At 46.4% G+C, this 15,889-nt stretch carries 17 protein-coding genes, 7 tRNA genes, 1 rRNA gene and 1 pseudogene; 5 read left to right on the top strand and 21 right to left on the bottom strand.

The genetic code is table 11. The annotated features are described in order from the left end of the window. Positions 1-759: 759 nt before the first annotated feature. Together HMPREF0980_RS19525 and HMPREF0980_RS19960 are read right to left on the bottom strand one after the other, a co-directional pair. Positions 760-882 (bottom strand): SOS response-associated peptidase, encoded by a 123-nt coding sequence (locus HMPREF0980_RS19525; RefSeq protein WP_147629853.1) that lies wholly within the window; start codon positions 880-882, stop codon positions 760-762. 49 nt (positions 883-931) lie between these two features. Then, positions 932-1,081, bottom strand: a complete 150-nt coding sequence (locus HMPREF0980_RS19960; protein WP_242847428.1) for a DinB/UmuC family translesion DNA polymerase — start codon at positions 1,079-1,081, stop codon at positions 932-934. A gap of 3 nt (positions 1,082-1,084) precedes the next feature. Between HMPREF0980_RS19960 and HMPREF0980_RS19955 the strand changes: the two genes are divergently transcribed. Beyond that, the gene (locus HMPREF0980_RS19955) at positions 1,085-1,375 is read left to right on the top strand and encodes a tyrosine-type recombinase/integrase (protein ID WP_084002888.1); all 291 of its coding nucleotides are present in this window, start codon (positions 1,085-1,087) and stop codon (positions 1,373-1,375) included. Positions 1,376-1,448: 73 nt separating this feature from the next. On the opposite strand, the gene HMPREF0980_RS15850 is transcribed toward HMPREF0980_RS19955, so the two are convergent. The 9 genes from HMPREF0980_RS15850 to HMPREF0980_RS15815 all read right to left on the bottom strand — a co-directional run bounded on the left by HMPREF0980_RS15850 (position 1,449) and on the right by HMPREF0980_RS15815 (position 4,346). Beyond that, positions 1,449-1,535 (bottom strand) — tRNA-Leu (locus tag HMPREF0980_RS15850). 112 nt (positions 1,536-1,647) lie between these two features. Then, positions 1,648-1,720 (bottom strand) — tRNA-Val (locus HMPREF0980_RS15845). A 6-nt stretch (positions 1,721-1,726) separates the two neighbouring features. Beyond that, positions 1,727-1,800: transfer RNA gene (locus tag HMPREF0980_RS15840), tRNA-Asp, on the bottom strand. A gap of 103 nt (positions 1,801-1,903) precedes the next feature. After that, positions 1,904-1,977, bottom strand: a tRNA-Ile gene (locus HMPREF0980_RS15835). Positions 1,978-2,005: 28 nt separating this feature from the next. Continuing rightward, a tRNA-Thr gene (locus HMPREF0980_RS15830) sits at positions 2,006-2,078 on the bottom strand. Between the two features lie 36 nt (positions 2,079-2,114). Next, positions 2,115-2,186: transfer RNA gene (locus HMPREF0980_RS15825), tRNA-Glu, on the bottom strand. 91 nt (positions 2,187-2,277) lie between these two features. Then, positions 2,278-2,418 (bottom strand): hypothetical protein, encoded by a 141-nt coding sequence (locus HMPREF0980_RS19000; protein ID WP_157039375.1) that lies wholly within the window; start codon positions 2,416-2,418, stop codon positions 2,278-2,280. A 239-nt stretch (positions 2,419-2,657) separates the two neighbouring features. Beyond that, the gene (locus HMPREF0980_RS15820; RefSeq protein WP_049730052.1) at positions 2,658-3,515 is read right to left on the bottom strand and encodes an AraC family transcriptional regulator; all 858 of its coding nucleotides are present in this window, start codon (positions 3,513-3,515) and stop codon (positions 2,658-2,660) included. Between the two features lie 78 nt (positions 3,516-3,593). Next, entirely contained in the window at positions 3,594-4,346 is a 753-nt protein-coding gene (locus tag HMPREF0980_RS15815) for a helix-turn-helix domain containing protein (protein ID WP_147629852.1), read from the bottom strand. Between the two features lie 210 nt (positions 4,347-4,556). On the opposite strand from HMPREF0980_RS15815, the gene HMPREF0980_RS15810 reads away from it, so the two are divergent. After that, positions 4,557-5,363: a creatininase family protein gene (locus HMPREF0980_RS15810; protein WP_049730050.1), complete on the top strand. Its 807-nt coding sequence runs from the start codon at positions 4,557-4,559 to the stop codon at positions 5,361-5,363. A gap of 66 nt (positions 5,364-5,429) precedes the next feature. Here HMPREF0980_RS15810 and HMPREF0980_RS15805 read toward each other — a convergent pair whose 3' ends face one another. After that, positions 5,430-7,109, bottom strand: coding sequence for a methyl-accepting chemotaxis protein (locus tag HMPREF0980_RS15805; protein WP_049730049.1), 1,680 nt, complete (start codon positions 7,107-7,109; stop codon positions 5,430-5,432). Positions 7,110-7,382: 273 nt separating this feature from the next. Here HMPREF0980_RS15805 and HMPREF0980_RS15800 point away from each other — a divergent pair, with 273 nt between their 5' ends. From HMPREF0980_RS15800 to HMPREF0980_RS15790, 3 genes are all read left to right on the top strand, one after another. Continuing rightward, positions 7,383-8,006, top strand: coding sequence for a chromate transporter (locus HMPREF0980_RS15800; RefSeq protein WP_049730048.1), 624 nt, complete (start codon positions 7,383-7,385; stop codon positions 8,004-8,006). Further along, complete coding sequence (locus HMPREF0980_RS15795) at positions 8,006-8,575, top strand: chromate transporter (RefSeq protein WP_049730047.1); 570 nt, start codon at positions 8,006-8,008, stop codon at positions 8,573-8,575. Before HMPREF0980_RS15800 ends, HMPREF0980_RS15795 begins: the two co-directional genes overlap by 1 nt. Positions 8,576-8,666: 91 nt before the next feature. Beyond that, positions 8,667-9,569: a glycoside hydrolase family 43 protein gene (locus HMPREF0980_RS15790; RefSeq protein ID WP_049730339.1), complete on the top strand. Its 903-nt coding sequence runs from the start codon at positions 8,667-8,669 to the stop codon at positions 9,567-9,569. Between the two features lie 53 nt (positions 9,570-9,622). On the opposite strand, the gene HMPREF0980_RS15785 is transcribed toward HMPREF0980_RS15790, so the two are convergent. The 9 genes and pseudogenes from HMPREF0980_RS15785 to HMPREF0980_RS15750 form a co-directional block, all read right to left on the bottom strand. Then, positions 9,623-10,987 (bottom strand): ABC transporter permease, encoded by a 1,365-nt coding sequence (locus HMPREF0980_RS15785; protein ID WP_049730046.1) that lies wholly within the window; start codon positions 10,985-10,987, stop codon positions 9,623-9,625. 14 nt (positions 10,988-11,001) lie between these two features. Then, positions 11,002-12,492: an ABC transporter permease gene (locus HMPREF0980_RS15780; RefSeq protein ID WP_198146314.1), complete on the bottom strand. Its 1,491-nt coding sequence runs from the start codon at positions 12,490-12,492 to the stop codon at positions 11,002-11,004. Positions 12,493-12,575: 83 nt separating this feature from the next. Further along, on the bottom strand, positions 12,576-13,427 hold the full coding sequence (locus tag HMPREF0980_RS15775) for an arginase family protein (RefSeq protein WP_049730044.1): 852 nt from the start codon (positions 13,425-13,427) through the stop codon (positions 12,576-12,578). Between the two features lie 55 nt (positions 13,428-13,482). Continuing rightward, a complete protein-coding gene (locus tag HMPREF0980_RS15770) occupies positions 13,483-13,851 on the bottom strand; it encodes a YkvA family protein (protein ID WP_049730043.1) in 369 nt (122 codons plus the stop codon). A gap of 165 nt (positions 13,852-14,016) precedes the next feature. Continuing rightward, positions 14,017-14,673, bottom strand: coding sequence for an ABC transporter ATP-binding protein (locus HMPREF0980_RS15765; protein WP_049730042.1), 657 nt, complete (start codon positions 14,671-14,673; stop codon positions 14,017-14,019). Positions 14,674-14,689: 16 nt separating this feature from the next. Next, positions 14,690-14,917: pseudogene (locus tag HMPREF0980_RS20050) on the bottom strand (FtsX-like permease family protein); the annotation flags it as partial. Between the two features lie 125 nt (positions 14,918-15,042). After that, the gene (locus HMPREF0980_RS15760) at positions 15,043-15,600 is read right to left on the bottom strand and encodes a GNAT family N-acetyltransferase (protein ID WP_084002881.1); all 558 of its coding nucleotides are present in this window, start codon (positions 15,598-15,600) and stop codon (positions 15,043-15,045) included. Between the two features lie 23 nt (positions 15,601-15,623). Beyond that, positions 15,624-15,695 (bottom strand) — tRNA-Asn (locus HMPREF0980_RS15755). A 111-nt stretch (positions 15,696-15,806) separates the two neighbouring features. After that, a 23S ribosomal RNA gene (locus tag HMPREF0980_RS15750) occupies positions 15,807-15,889 on the bottom strand; the annotation flags it as partial.

Genomic DNA, 15,889 nt, shown 5'->3' with positions numbered 1-15,889 from the left:
ATTGCAGCCCTTCCCTGTGGCGTAGGCCATGCGGTCGAGGGGAAGCACGGACAGCAGCAGGAAGAGGCAAAGCCCCAGCGCCAGCAGCCGGTTTGTCTTTCTTGGTTTCATCTGGTATTCCTCCTTTTCCTGATTGTTAACTGCTCCCTAAACGCGCAGACAGGCGCTTGCCCTCCTGATAGCAGAAGGGCAAGCGCCTGTCTGGGTGGGGAATGGTTCCCCTTTTGGTATGATAAAAGGACAGACTTATTCTGTCTGTCTGTCTGTCTGTCTGTCTGTCTGTCTGTCTGTCTGTCTGTCTGTCTGTCTGTCTGTCTGTCTGTCTGTCTGTCTGTCTGTCTGTCTGTCTGTTACGAATTATATCGCGTCTGCTCAACCTGTCAACCCCCTTGAGAAAATTCTTAAAGCCGCCGTTCTCCGCGCCGTGCGCGATGTGCTTTTCTGCGCGAGTTGGGGCGTATCCCAGCCCTGCGCCCGCTGATGGGGCGCTGTGGGCCCTGCCAGAGCCTTCACCTTCCGGCACAGCTCGTCCAGACGGTAGGCGACGTTCACATTTTCATCGTCCTCAATCAGAAGGACGAACAGAAAGCCACCATTGTGACTTTCTGTTTTACGAGGCCTTGTAACCCTCCTCCACATTATAGCACAGGCAAGCGGCAAAAACGAAAAGGTTGCCAATTTGTAACAATTTTTCTCAGCATTTATTTTTCCCGCTCAAAGCAGGAGCACCGGGGCAGGGGTCGTCTCCCGCAGTTCCGGCTATTCTGTCCCTTTTAGAGCTTCAAATTCTTCAGTCATTAACCAATCTTCAACCTTATCTTTTGGAAGAATTACCGGCATCCGATTATGAACATCAAAAATTGAAAGAATAGCATCTGTCATACAATTCATATGCTTTATCGAAAATGTCTTTGGATGTACAGGTTGGACTTTAGAACCGGCCCTGTCGCTCAAACGACAAGAGCTGATTATCTCCAATTTTAATCTGCACGCCGCTGCAGTAGAATTGCTCTTTACGCATGCGTTCAGCAACGCTTTCAGATAATATATAAAAAGTTATCTTAATGTCATCATCCGTCACTAAATCTCGTGGGGCCGTATTAATGTTGATTCAACTGGCAACCTTTTTAAACCTGGGTACGTCTCTGATCATTTTAATTTAATATTTAGAAAAAATGGTCTGAGGATAATTCGTTTTCATGACTTACGTCATAGTTGCGCTGCACTTCTTTATAATAATGGTGTTGATTTAAAGGCAATTCAGGAATGGTTGGGACATAGTACGATTACAACTACTTCAAATACATACACTCATTTTGATTTTACAAAGAAATGCAAATGTGCGAATGCAATAATACAGCACTTTCCAGCATAAGAAATGGATGTTTTGAGGGAAATAATTGTCACAACGTAAAAAGGCTATCTCTCACGAGATAAGCCTTTAAAAGTGCCGCAGACCGGAATCGAACCGGTACGGGAGTATAAGTCCCGCAGGATTTTAAGTCCTGTGCGTCTGCCAGTTCCGCCACTGCGGCATTTTAAATTGAATGTGCGCCAGTTCCAAAGGAACTGTGTGCATCGTGCAAAGCACGCATCACATTTTGCAGACATATTATTAGAACTTCGCAGTACATATCTACTGCAAAATGGGACCTATAGGGCTCGAACCTATGACCCTCTGCTTGTAAGGCAGATGCTCTCCCAGCTGAGCTAAGATCCCATATAACGACCCAGAAGAGACTCGAACTCTCGACCTCCGCCGTGACAGGGCGGCGCTCTAACCAACTGAGCCACTGGGCCTTACAAATGCTATAAATTACACGGCTTCAAAAGAAGCCTTTTGGAAAACGCAAGCCGCAGCACTCATCCAGATACTTCCGGACATAGTGCTGAGACGCTGCAATGGACCCTCGGGGACTCGAACCCAGGACCGATCGGTTATGAGCCGATTGCTCTAACCAGCTGAGCTAAGGGTCCAAACTTAAAAAGTCCCTTATAGGAACTAAGCCGTTGACCGGACTTGAACCGGTAACCTGCTGATTACAAATCAGCTGCTCTGCCAATTGAGCCACAACGGCAATTAAATATGCTTGAGCCATGACGGCACATCTCAATGACCCCGACGGGAATCGAACCCGTGTTACCGCCGTGAAAGGGCGATGTCTTAACCGCTTGACCACGGGGCCAGATTGCTCATATATACGGCCTGTCTCATGGAGTGACCGAAAATTATAATATCATATACCAGGTTTAAATGCAAGACCTTTTTAACAATTTTTATATTAATTTGCCCCTTTTGTCATACAGAGAACCTATTGCAATACCTAATAATATAAACAACGTGTTATCAAATAAAAGTGCCGCGAAGAAACCCAAAGCTACGCCAGCCTCTGTCCCATTACATCTGTATTTATTCATGACAGCCTCCTTTATAATATGTGCCGTCCCAGCTATGTTAATTCTAGCATTTTCCCTTTCTGAATACAACTGCTATTCTTATGCTGCTTTGAAAACTTACTCTATATACGTCATAAGCAGCCCTTCCGGCTTTGATACGGCCGGCACGCATATAGCCGTGGCAGATCTCCCGCAGTATACTGCTTGAGCTTTGCCACGGCCATATACCCATCCTCAGGTCATCAGGACGCGTTTCGGCTTTATTTTTTCTTTACCGGTATCCACACCTCACTATAGTAGTTTTCATCCTGGTTCCCTTTGGCATAATCCCGGATATCCGTATACATCTCAATACTGTACCCTGCCGCGATCTCATATTCTTTACAATTGGGAAGCCACTCGGAGAAAATCTTCTTCGTAACCTCCTGCAGAGCCTGGGGCATCGCTCCTTTGCTCGGGAATACTGCCCATGTAAACTTCGGTATCGTAACCTTACAGAACCCTTCCGGTACAACGGCGTCTGCCTCACAATCATCAGCTATGAGATATTCAAATTCGTCTGACCCCATGCTCTCGTCGATATTCACACCGAATTTACCGCATACCTTTTCCCCTTTTCCTGTCTCATAATGCTCTGTCCAGAACACCGGAATCTTCTCAGCCGCTTTTTCGTAGCTGAATGTTCCTGCATTGCCCAATACCGTAAATGCTTCTTTTTCTACAATCTTGTAATCCATAATCGTACCGCCTTCCAATGAAAATTTTAGTTTCAGCGGGGCAAATGACCTTATCATTGCACCGCACTTTCTTACCGCAGTCGGGGTCGAACCGTGAAAACGGGTAAACGCTTTCGTAAAGCTGTCCGGAGAATCATAGCCATACTTCAGTGCAATATCAATAATCTTTTCCTCTGTGGCTGCGACGTCACTTCCCGCACACGCAAGGCGGCGTTTCCTGATATATTCGCCGACGGTAAACCCACAGAGAAGGCCAAATGACTTCTGGAAATAAAAGCTGGAGATATTGGCTGTCCGTGCGATATCCTCCATCTTTAATTCTTCCGTGAGATTATTCTCTATATAACTGATTGCATCATCGAGACTGTCTATCCAATTCATCGCTCTCTCCTCTCTGCACTGCTATAGTACCAAATCTTCTGTACGGCCTCCCGATATTTCCTGCCAGATTTTGTCCGCTTATAATATGCCACAGTAGTCTTTAACCAGACAGTGCAGCCGGTCGCCCGAGCACACTGGCACCACCGCGGTAGTATCCTTTAATGGGGCATCTTCATATATATTCACGCCTGTTGTCAGGACAAGTGCCGGTATCACATCATACCCCGGGCCGAACAGCACTTCCAGATATTCACTGTACTTTGCCGCCTGCTCCAGTTCCTCGATGGAATTTTCATCCTTCATCTTAAATTCGAGCGAAAATACCTTCTCATCGGTAACGAGAATGACATCTGCATATATGCGTACGCTCCTGGAACGCTTTATACGAAGTTCAAACAAGATCTCCCACCTGTCCCATATTGAACGTTCCGCTCCCCCCGCCATCAGGTCACCAAACAAATTCTGCATGGTATCGTATGTATCTTCAAACGAATGAAACAGCCCTCTTGTGTCGTTCAGGTTCCGGCCGATATGTCGGCAGCCAGCCTTTAATCTTTCCAGAAATTCTTCAAAATCTATGTCCAGAAACTCCCGGACCCAGCTATAATACCCGCAGAAATCTTCTATGCCATAATGCGGCACGCTCTGGAGGATCAGTCCGTGCCACCGGTATTCTTTATCCTGATAACAGAGTTCTTTTATATAAGGAGAGCCATATAAGTATTGATTGATCGTCTGTCTCGATTCTCCAGATATTCTGCCAATATCCTTTGCTTTTATTCCCTCATGGCTGCAGATAAGAGAATATATATTCCTTTCTATGTCGTCCATCCGTATCTCACACCTTTCGTCTGCATCTGCTGCTTTCTCATATTGTAGAACGTATATGCGTCATACTGTATTATATCTTATTGTGCATATATAGTCCAATGAGTATATTAATGCGGTTGTCTTGCAAAACTCCTTTATTTCCCTTATGCTTAATATCAGAGAGGACTGTCAAATCCATCAAATACTTGCGGTATGCAGAGGAGGCATCGTATGACAAACTTTATATTTGAAAACACGTGGGAAGAAAATGAAGAAGCGGTAAAGACGAAGAAATTAGCTATCATTCCGGTTGGAAGCACGGAGCAGCATGGCCCTGCCCTTCCTGTCGGAACAGACTGGATGGTAGCCCGATATCTGGCTGAGCAGATTGGGAAAGAGACGGATAAAGGTCTCGTAGCTCCCGTAATCCCTTACGGGCATGCACTCTATCATGCAGACTTCACAGGGACGATGGCCGTGTCCCAGACAACGCTCACTGCCTATGTAAAAGAAGTGTGCCAGCAGCTCGTATCGTACGGCTTTACACATTTCCTTTTTGTCAACGGGCATGGAGGCAATAACAATGCCCTCTATGATGTTGGACAGTACCTGCGGCTTCAGAACATACCGGCTGCTAACATGCAGTGGTTTGAAGTCGCAGGCTGCCTGAATCCAGAGTGGGGGCTTATCGGGCATGGTGATATTACAGAGACATCGGTAATGATGCACATTGCTCCTGACATGGTAAAAGTCGAACGTGCACATATTCCTCAGAACCGGAAAATCGGCAATATCCAGCTTTTAGACCTTCACCGGGGTGAATTTGAAGGGGCCGACATCTATCTGAATCTCCGCACAAGAGACGTATCTAAGACGGGAGACTTGATCGAACACGGGCATTCTGCCGGAGTAGACTATTCCCGCAGCGCGGAAGATGCTTCTGCCGAGCTGGGTAAAGCTGTATGCGAAGCGGTTGTCGGCTATACGCTGCGCTTTATCGATGAATTTGTGAACTTCGAATTTGAATATATAATATAAGTACACAGGCCCGCCTATCCTGTCACAGATAAGCGGGCCTGCATTTATCTTGTACCGTACTCACAATCAGCCACGCAGCCTGAACCGGCTGGCCGACTGCTTCAGATTAGCCGCCTGACTGCTTAATTGCTCCGCAGATGCGGCTGATTCTTCAGCCGTGGCGGCATTTGACTCGACGACATCAGATATCTCCCGGATGCCATTCAGTACATGGTCAAGCGCCTCCACCTGTCCGTTGGATACGGACGCGATCTCTTCCACCAGCTGTATCGACTGCTGCGCCCCTTCCACGACTTTGAGCAATGCCTGTGTCGTATCATTTGTCAGAACCGTACCCTGCTTCACCTGCTCAAGCATATTCTCAATCAGTACCGTCGTATTCCGGGCGGCTTCCGAGCTTTTTGCCGCCAGATTACGCACCTCGTCTGCCACGACAGCGAATCCTTTGCCGGCCGTGCCGGCTCTTGCCGCCTCGACAGCCGCGTTCAATGCAAGTATATTCGTCTGGAACGCTATGTCCTCTATCATCTTAATAATTCCGTTAATCTGGCCCGAAGCCTCCGCAATCTTGTCAATAGAGCCTGACAGGTCTTCCATCTTGCCATTGCTTACCTCAAGCTGCCTTCCTGCACTTTCGGAGCAGTCACGCGCTGCTATTGCATTCGATGCCATAGATTTCAGGCTTTCCCCGAGCTCCTCTATACTGTCTGACAACGTCTGCACTGTGGATGCCTGCTCTGTGGATCCGCTCGCCAGTACCTGGGCGCTTGTCGCCACCTGTTCGGAACCCGCAGCCACCTGGTCCGCCGCCTCATTAATCTCAGATAACGCCAGATTGAGCGCTTCCAGAATAGTACGCATAGCCCTCTGGATTGGGAGAAATTCGCCCCGGTAGTCATCGCCGATTTCCAAATCCATATTACCTTCTGCCATCTGGGCAAGCTTGGCATCGATATCGCTGATATATTTTTTCAGCTCCCGCTTCGTCGTATGTATCGCTTCTGTAAGCCTGCCAAGCTCTGATGTATCCGCTTCCAATGCAAATTCATCTGACAAGTTTCCATTCGCAATCTCTCCCATCTCATTCTGTATCTTTACAATAGGTCTGATAATCCGCTTTCTCGTAAAGTAGCTTGTAAGCACTTGCATCACCGCGATAAGTATAAGGGAAAGAATCAGGCAGGTCAGAATTATCTTCGACGTCCCTATCAGCCCGTCCACTTCCTCAACCGCCCGCTCATCCAGCGTCTCCAGGAAAGTAGATTTCAGCTCATTGATCTTTGCTATCGAGGTCGAATATTCCTCTCCGTATACATATTTGACAGCCGCTTCCCGGTCTCCTTCCATAACATTATCCATCGCCTCCTCTTCCAGTGGCACGAGTGTATTGGAAAGCTCCGACATTGCTTCAATCAGCTTTTGTTCCTCCCCAGTGATTCCTATTTTTTTCAGATTAGCGACACCAATGTCCCTGTTCTTCAGCTCATTGATCTCATTCCAGTAATTGTCATAATGCTCTTGGTCCGCCGTAGCCGCATACGCCCTGACTTCATTGGTCAGATATGAGGAGCCGTTCATGAAACGATTTGCATTGTAAGTCAGTTCAAACCGATCCGTATTTGCCTTATTAATTCTGCTGTTGATATTGCTGTATGCGAAGAGTGAGAAAACCATAAATAAAAGAGCCGCTCCGGTAACTGCATTCAAAATTAATATTAAAGTTGATTGCTTCATTGCCTTTTTCATCCTAGATCCCTCCGATTTATTATTAGACCTCAATATATATTTCGGCAAAAAAACGTAAAAAATAATATCTGTCTTTTATAGGCGCAATCGGAACGGCTACCGTGTCCGGATTAAGCGGATGCAGTTTGAAAAAGTCATAGATAAATTGAACGCTATCTAATGAAAATGAGCTTTGCATATGCTATCATAATGTTAGTCCTGTCAAGGCTCATTCCAATCTATTTATCCTGACCGGCCAAAATCCATGGAGATTGCAGGAAGAAGGAGATATCAATGACCGATAAACAAATAACCGGACCTGTAGAATCACTCAGCAGCCTCTACATTTACCGGAAATTATTTTTTACCAATCTGATTATAAGTGCCTGTACCTTTGGCGGAGGATTCGTCATCATCACAATGATGCGTAAAAAATTTGTCGAGGAGCTTCACTGGCTCACAGAAGATGAAATGCTGGATATGACTGCTATCGCACAGTCCGCTCCCGGAGCCCTCGCGGTAAATGCTTCTATCGTCGTAGGGTATCGGATGAAAAGATTTGCAGGTGCTCTCGTATGTACCGTTGCAACAATCATACCCCCGCTCGTCATCATTTCGGTCATAGCATTGTTCTACAACCAGTTCAGGGACAACAGCTATATAGCTGTTGCTCTCCAGGTGATGCGGGCAGGGGTTGCGGCTGTGATATTTGATGTCGTGATCTCACTTGCGGGAAATGTAATAAAGACGAAAAGCATTCTCTGGATGGGGCTTATGGCCGCGGCTTTTATTGCTTCCTACTTTTTCAAAGTAAGTGCTGTCATAATCATCCTGCTCTGCGGTGCCGTCGGCCTCATTCAGGTCTGCCTGTCAAACCGCCATGATAGCCCCACCACAAAAAAAGGAGGTGGGCAGTGATGATCTACCTGCAGTTATTCCTGAGCTTCTTCCAAGTCGGTCTGTTTAGCTTTGGCGGCGGATATGCGGCTGTGCCGCTCATCCAGAACCAGATTGTAGAGACACATCACTGGCTGGAACTGAGCCAGTTTGCCGATTTGGTGACAATCGCCGAGATGACGCCGGGACCGATTGCCATCAATTCCGCCACTTTTGTGGGACAGCAGGTCGCCGGACTGCCGGGCGCCATCCTCTGCACGTTAGGATGCATCCTTCCCTCGTTCATCCTTGTACTTATGTTGTCCTGCCTATATATGAAATATAGGAGCATGAAGGCCATGCAGGGGATTCTGGCCGGCCTGCGCCCTGCCATAGTGGCAATGATTGCGGGGGCGGGTATGTCCATTCTGCTGCTGGCCCTGTTCCAGGGTGCGCTGTCCCATATCAGGCTCGGCAATTTCCGCGTAGTAGAGTGTATGTTGTTCCTCGTTTCTCTCTTCTTGCTGCGCAGATATAGGATCAGCCCTATCGCTGTCATATTTGGTTCAGGGATTGTGGGAACTCTGATATATACTCTTCTTCCTGTATAGCCTGAGGCCGCGCGCAAGATGGGCATAAAAAGAGTGGAGCTGGATAAGGGACGAGTACAAGATAAGAATGAAAGAGAAAGGTACAGTTATTATGGCAAATAAAAACAGAACACTCTGGTATGACACAGAGGGCAATTCAATACAGGCACATGGTGGAATGATTCTCCGGCATGAAGGTACTTATTACTGGTATGGAGAAAATAAGAACGGCAGCACTTCTGTCGCCCCTTCGGGTGATATCCGGGTGGACTTTATCGGAATCTCCTGCTACTCGTCTACTGATCTGCAGGATTGGAAAAATGAAGGAATTGTGCTGCCGGCTTCTGAATCCCCCACCAGCGACTTATTCAAGGACAGGGTATGTGAGCGGCCAAAGGTTATCTACAACAAAAAGACCGGGAAATTCGTCATGTGGATGCATATCGACACCGCAGACTATACATCTGCCCGCGCCGGAGTCGCTGTCTCAGACAATCCCGCCGGTCCCTTTACCTATCTTTACAGCATGACTCCGAACTGCTCCGACTGCCGGGACCTCACACTTTTCCAAGATACGGATGATACCGCTTATCTGATTCACAGTTCCGATTGGAATAAGACATTGCGCATCTCACAGCTTACGGACGATTATACCGGACTGACTGGCGTCTGCACAAAGGCCTTTATTGATCAGGAACGGGAAGCGCCTGCCGTCTTCTTCCATGAAGGCCTGTATTATATGATAACGTCAGGCTGTACCGGCTGGAATCCCAACAGTGCCCTCTATGGCATATCCGGCAATATCCAGACCGGCTGGAAGCTGATTGACAACCCTTGCTGCGGCAAGGATGGAAGGATGACTTTCTACGGACAGAGTACGTATGTATTCCAGAAGGACGGCACCTTCTACCTGATGCTGGACCACTGGAACCCTGAGGATCTGAAGTCCTCTGGCTATAGCTTTCTTCCAATCGACATCGACGGAACGTCGCTTACTATCACGATGGATGACTGACATTTCGTACCATTTGGTGGCATAAGTTTCTGTTAATAGATTTCGCTTTCGTGTCACTCCATAATCGTCAGCAGCTCCCGTGGCCTGCACCTGGCCGTCACAACAAATGAAGCCCCAACTGACACGATAACTACGGACAGCCCGGCAAGTCCGGATACCGCAGCCTCAGCCGGGCCAATCCTCATGTCAGGGCGGTCCTCTGCTTCTGCCAGTTTGGCATAGTCCAAATCATATGTATATCCTCCTGCTTCTTTCTCTTCCTCTCCTGCCCCGGACGCGGCATTCTCATAGAGCATCTCGCCAGCTTTATCCGCCAGCGGCAGGGCGATTACGACAGACAGGCAGAATGCGGCCAGGAAGACAATCGTACACTCAAGTAAATGCTGCAGGAAGATATTTTTCTTCGAGACACCAAAAGACATCAGTATCCCTGCTTCATGAATCCGGTCACGCTCCCAGAGCGTCAGAAGCAGAGCAAGAAGGACAATGCTGACAGCTATGATCAGCCATACCGCAAGAGATGTCATGGCGGTCAGCCGTTCCAGAGGCTCCATGCTCTTCTGATAGGCAGTGTTGTTAGAAGTCAATTTCAGACAATTCCAGTCGATACCTTTCATTCCTCTTACCTGTTCCGTAATATTCTCCAGCTCTTCCGGATCTTTCACGAAAAAGGTGGCGCCACTGTTAAAAACAGTATCGGACCTGACCTGAAGCGTGTCTGCAATCTTCTTGCCTGTGCTATCATCGATAAAGATAAAATTAGCCGGAAGGTCGCACTCCGGTGTCCTCTCGCTTTTGTTCTCTTTCTGCATCACATCAAATATTCCTGCTACCTCTAATGTGATATCGTCCAGAGCATGGCTGCTGTCTCCAATGCCCTCCCCTGTAACGTCTACGGATACCGTATCCCCTGTCCGAATATCATTTGTCATGGCCAGCTCCTTAGATAGGAGCGCCTTCCCCTGGTCTGACGGTTTTATATGCCGCCCCTCTTCAAGCGTCAGGATATCTAGCACAAAGGACTCATGCAGACTGCTGTCTGTATTGACCAGAAACCGCGCCTGCCGCGCCTTGCTGTCTCCTTCCATCGCAAACCTGGCAGGTATGAGCGACAGCCGCGGCAGCGTCAGATAATAGGTGCCCATAGCATTGTATGTTCCGATACCGTCAGCCTGCATAACCTTATCTATCAGAGACTGGTCAACTTGCTGCCGGATGCTCATCTTCTCATAATCAACCGCTATTTTAAAATATCCCCCCATTTCTTCCTGCAGCCTGGCGGCCGCCTCCTCTGACGAGCGGTTGACAGCTATGTCCAGCAGCACGAGCGTCATGACAGCCAGAAATGTGAGGAAAAGTAGGAGGCTTTTTCCTGTTTTCCGGGTAAGATACAGTAATGCCCTTCGCCACGCTCTCATGCATTCCCCTCCTCTCAGAATATCTTTGGTCTCTTCCCGATTATCCGCCGGCACGATATTATGACAGAGATAACAGTGACCACCAGTATAACGAAAAACACTATCCCTGCCGCCTCCGGCGTCAGATGATGCCCGCTCGCCATCCGTTCGGAAGGCATCTTATTTACTGATATACTGCCGGACTGCTCATTTATTTCCACTTCATATGGTGCTTTTCCGATATTTTTGTTTACTGAGACTGATACCCTTTCATCTGCCATAGCCGTCACCGGTCCTGCCAATACGCCTGCTGCCACAAATGCGATGACAGCGATGATACAGCATTCGAGAACAATCTGTGCCAATATCCCGCGTCTTGTTATCCCGAGTGAGCTTAAGATTCCTATTTCCTGCTGCCTGCTCCGCATCCATATGGCTAAAACCAATGATAGGACTACTGCCAGCCCCGCGGCCATGACTGCCGCCAGGATTGTGGATAATCTGATCAGTTTATTCAGCGGGCCTGCCGCTGCCTTATAATCGCGGTCATATTCTTTAAAACTATAATAGCTCCAGTCTACCGAGCCGATATCCATAAGCGTCTCTTTAACCGTTCCAAGCATCATCGGATCCTCTACATATAGCGTGATGTTGTCCAGAATATCATAACTTTCGCGGCCAAGCACCTGGCGCCCATAATATGTATTATACTCGGACTGCGCCCAATAGCGCATATAAGAATCCGTAAAGATGACATTCGCCAGTATCTGATCCTCAGATGTCCAGTTAGAAAGGTCCTGCTGGAAATTTATCTTGAAAATGCCGACAATCTCCGTTTTATAAGCAGATCCATAGCGCTCCCCGCTCATAAGCTCAAAGTTGTACGCTTCTATTTCATCCCCAATCTGCAATCCGTTTCTTTCCGCCAGTTCCTCTGATATGACCGCTTTGGCTCTGTCCCCTTCTTCAATATGTCTTCCAGCGGCTAATTCTAAAGCCCCGTTCCTAAAAAACGGATGCCATTTTCCCTCATTCACTATATAGAATCCATTGGCATGGGCACTCGTTTCGTTGCTCGCTATATCTTCCTCCGTCCATCCAGGCCGGTTCTCAGATACCTGTCGCTCCGCCTCCTTTACTGTGCTCGTATAGCCTCCGGGATGAAGTTTAAGGCCAGTGTATGCTGTTTCAAATCCCTGGTTCGTATAATAACCTTCAACACCGTCGATATCCAGGATTTCAGCAAGATGTGCGCGTGTTAGCAGCGGCACCTTTAAGGTGCGTACCATCTCACCCTTCTCATTCGGGACTAGCTGGAACACCTGGTCACCAGGAATCTCACCCATATTCATGACAAGCCCTGTCGAGATCGTCTTTCGAATGTCCGCCGCCGCTTCAGATGCACCGAAACGGATTGATATGCCTGCGAGCATGAAGAGACTCATGCTCATAATAATTGTAAACATAATAATGGTCCTCACCTTTTTCCTCGTGATATAAAGGCAGGCTCTTTTAAGAATTCCCACACGGATTCCCCCTTGCGTCAGGACAGTCCCTATCTCCATCTATGTTTTATTATTGCTGTCAATCTCCACCAGGTTATCTTTTGCTATTCCGTAAATATATTGATTCCTGCAAGCATCTTGTGAAGCCTATGCTCGTCAAATGGAAGATACTCCGCAATGGTAAAACCAACCACTTCCGAATTATCGGTAATACATTGGAGAATCTCCGTCAGTTTCTCCACGGTCAATCTGCCGCCCCCGGAGCCGTCTCCAACTAACTCCTGATTTGCAAAATAAGTAGAGTGAAATAAGCGCTCATCCAATGCATCAATATCAAAATGAACCAATATATGGGAAAATCTTTTAGTAAATGCAAGGAGTTCTTCCTTAGATATAAGTTCTTCATCCTGGATTTTGTAATTCACACCCCTATCATCCAGGAACTTCTTCTGATAGTCATGTAAATGCTGCAGACCCACATACAATATTTCATTCGCTTTAAACCTCTCACTTTTCATCGTATCTGAAAGTGCGTTGTCACCATACCCCATCAAAGAACCAAGCACCATAGCATGTGCATTCGGATAGCCATCTTCTACAGTAGAAACATCTGGGTGTGCATCAATCCAGATAATGCCTGTATTCTCGTACTTCCTATGTAAATAATCAAACGGAGCCAGCGACACCATACAGTTTCCACCGATAGTGATAATTTTATCTGGTGCTTCCGCTTCAATTTTTCCCGCGGCCTTCCGAATGCCGGCAAGAACCTCCTCTTTTGCATAGATGCCCTCTGTTATCAGCTTATCTGTTCCGTCAGGCGGCGCGATTTCAACCTTGATTATCGGCTGCTTGTCATTTACAGGCAAGATATGTGTCAATAAGTTTGCTCCAAAATAATATGTCTCTAATCCCCCGCTCACATAGTCGGGATATAATAATCTGATTGTCTTCATATCGTCCGCCTCGCTTTCTCTCTTTCTATTTCTGACTACATAAAATTGCCAATTGCTATAGCCAAACAGCTTTTATTACCAACATAATGATAAAAAGCCAAATTACTATAATCGGGATAGCATAATACCATTTCTTCGGCTTCCCGTATTCCCACAGCCCTTTAGATAACCTGCGGTTTCTTTCGATAATGTTCTGAGGCATGAATTTGATGGTAAGTGCAATTAGAGCTGGCAGCACAATCATGTCGTCTAGATAGCCCAGGACAGGAATAAAATCCGGTATTAAGTCAATAGGAGAAAGGGCATATGCAACAGTAATTCCTGCAAGAATCTTAGCTATCGTTGGCGTGTCCTTATCTTTTAACGATAAAAACAGAACCGGAATATCTATTTTGATATCTTTTGCCCATTCCTTCCAATTCATTAATATTACCTCTGTAAATTCTAATCTATAACCTTCGTTATATCTGCTTACACACTTGCTTAAAATATTATTTGACCTATGTTCCCCTCATCCTTTTCTCCATCCAACTCAGGGAATCAAATAACCAGTGCATCCCCGGAGATAAAGCACAGCCCGGTCTCATACTCATACTTCTTCAGAATGCTGCTCCTGATTGAATACACTGATTTTTCCATCACATAAGCGAAACACCTGATCGGACTGATTCGCAACCTCTTTAGAATGGCTGACGATTACAACGCATTTATGAAAATTTCTGGCCTTTTCTTTCAACAATCTGGTGATTTCCGCCGAAGTTTGCTCATCAAGATTTCCAGTTGGCTCATCCGCTAAGATGACCGGCGCTTCTGAAGCCAAAGCCCGGGCAATCGCCACACGCTGCTGCTGTCCTCCTGACAGCTTCAGCACACTGCGTTTCATCTCATTATCGGTTAATCCGACCTGCCTTAGCATAGATACTGGATCAGATACTGCTGTTAATTCCACATTTTCCTTCGGTGTCATATAATCAATCAAATTATAGTTCTGAAAAATAAACGCTACGTCCTTACGCCGATGTACCCCCAGTCCTATCTGAGCAATATCCTGATTGTTGAATAGAATCTGTCCGCCCGACGGGATATCCAGTCCGCCCATGAGTGAGAGCAGCGTTGTTTTTCCACAGCCGGATGGTCCAAGAATAACATATACCTTACCCGCTTCCAATGTCATATTCACTCCCTTTAAAACCGGTTTGCCCGACGTGTAACAATACGTAACTTCTTTGACCTGCATAATGGCCATATGATCCCCTCCTAACTCATTGACGATAAAATAGATTTTGGTTTTTGGCGAAATACAGTAATCGTCGAGATAAAAACCGCTCCCCCAGTAATAATGGTGCCCATGAAAAAGACATAGAGACACTCTTTGCCACGCAGAAAGACAACACAAATGCCAGAGCCATAATCAGCAGACTCTCTGCCATGAATTGAAGCATAATCTGAAGTTTATTAATCCCAATCGAAATCAATATCCCGATTTCATACGTTCTCTCCCGCCTATTTAATTATATTATAGCTGTAAATAGCGTCAGTTTACAAGGGAACACACGGTTTTGAACTGCAATTTTATGAATTATTTTCCTCCATTCTCAAATATGGATAGGTGATATTACAATTTAAGTTGCATAAACTTTCCGTTTTTTAAAAATCCAAAATCTGTATATAACATTACCCCTATATCAGAAGCAGTAATTTGTATTGTACCGCAACCATACTTTCTCGCTTCATCAACAACTTTTGATAGAAGTTGTTTAGCTATGCCCTTGCGTCGATAATTTTCATCTGTAAACATACTTGACAGCAATCCCATCTTACCACTCACACACCCAAAGTATGGCGGTTTTTCAACAAAGGAAATCCCACTTGTGCCAATGATTTTTTGTTTGTCTATTGCAAGCCACGAAACAAATGTACCATCTGACATATGTTTTGCATAGTAATCGTAAAGTGCTGGTTTTAAGTCTATATCCTCGGTAGCACCTTCCTCTCGAAGCTGATGAATACGCATATCTATAAATGTGTCTAATTCTTTTGTTATCAATTTCCTATATTCAATCATTGCCATACACTCCCTTACAATTTCAAGTTTACCACTCTCATCATATGGTATAGTTGTAACTGTTACAATAAAATATGTCCCCCTTATGATTAAAAGCCCTGCAAACAATGACGTTTGCAGGGCTCCCTGAACTCCCCGAGTTGGGTTTGAACCAACGACCCTTCGGTTAACAGCCGAATGCTCTACCGCTGAGCTATCGAGGACCACCTATATTATTATATCCCCTTGCACCCATACTATGCAAGAGGTCCTGTACATGTACCTTCAAAACCGCATACAAGAAATATCATCCATCCATTACCTATCCACCATCTCTGGTCATGCCCTCGACCGATTAGTAGCAGTCAGCTCCATGCATTGCTGCACTTCCACCTCTGCCCTATCTACCTCGTCGTCT

The sequence above is a fragment of the Dorea sp. D27 genome, assembly GCF_001185345.1.
GTDB lineage: Bacteria > Bacillota > Clostridia > Lachnospirales > Lachnospiraceae > Extibacter.
Note: the sequence above shows the minus strand (reverse complement) of the source record. Positions and strands in the feature narration are given on the sequence as shown.

Bases quoted from the DNA above. Each gene is read 5' to 3' on its own strand.
- HMPREF0980_RS15775 (WP_049730044.1), bottom strand. From the start codon at position 13,427: ATGAAGACAATCAGATTATTATATCCCGACTATGTGAGCGGGGGATTA.
- HMPREF0980_RS15800 (WP_049730048.1), top strand. From the start codon at position 7,383: ATGACCGATAAACAAATAACCGGACCTGTAGAATCACTCAGCAGCCTC.
- HMPREF0980_RS15805 (WP_049730049.1), bottom strand. From the start codon at position 7,109: ATGAAAAAGGCAATGAAGCAATCAACTTTAATATTAATTTTGAATGCA.
- HMPREF0980_RS15810 (WP_049730050.1), top strand. From the start codon at position 4,557: ATGACAAACTTTATATTTGAAAACACGTGGGAAGAAAATGAAGAAGCG.
- HMPREF0980_RS19000 (WP_157039375.1), bottom strand. From the start codon at position 2,418: ATGAATAAATACAGATGTAATGGGACAGAGGCTGGCGTAGCTTTGGGT.
- HMPREF0980_RS15765 (WP_049730042.1), bottom strand. From the start codon at position 14,673: ATGGCCATTATGCAGGTCAAAGAAGTTACGTATTGTTACACGTCGGGC.
- HMPREF0980_RS15815 (WP_147629852.1), bottom strand. From the start codon at position 4,346: ATGGACGACATAGAAAGGAATATATATTCTCTTATCTGCAGCCATGAG.
- HMPREF0980_RS15770 (WP_049730043.1), bottom strand. From the start codon at position 13,851: ATGAATTGGAAGGAATGGGCAAAAGATATCAAAATAGATATTCCGGTT.
- HMPREF0980_RS15785 (WP_049730046.1), bottom strand. From the start codon at position 10,987: ATGAGAGCGTGGCGAAGGGCATTACTGTATCTTACCCGGAAAACAGGA.
- HMPREF0980_RS15795 (WP_049730047.1), top strand. From the start codon at position 8,006: ATGATCTACCTGCAGTTATTCCTGAGCTTCTTCCAAGTCGGTCTGTTT.
- HMPREF0980_RS15820 (WP_049730052.1), bottom strand. From the start codon at position 3,515: ATGAATTGGATAGACAGTCTCGATGATGCAATCAGTTATATAGAGAAT.
- HMPREF0980_RS15790 (WP_049730339.1), top strand. From the start codon at position 8,667: ATGGCAAATAAAAACAGAACACTCTGGTATGACACAGAGGGCAATTCA.
- HMPREF0980_RS19525 (WP_147629853.1), bottom strand. From the start codon at position 882: ATGACAGATGCTATTCTTTCAATTTTTGATGTTCATAATCGGATGCCG.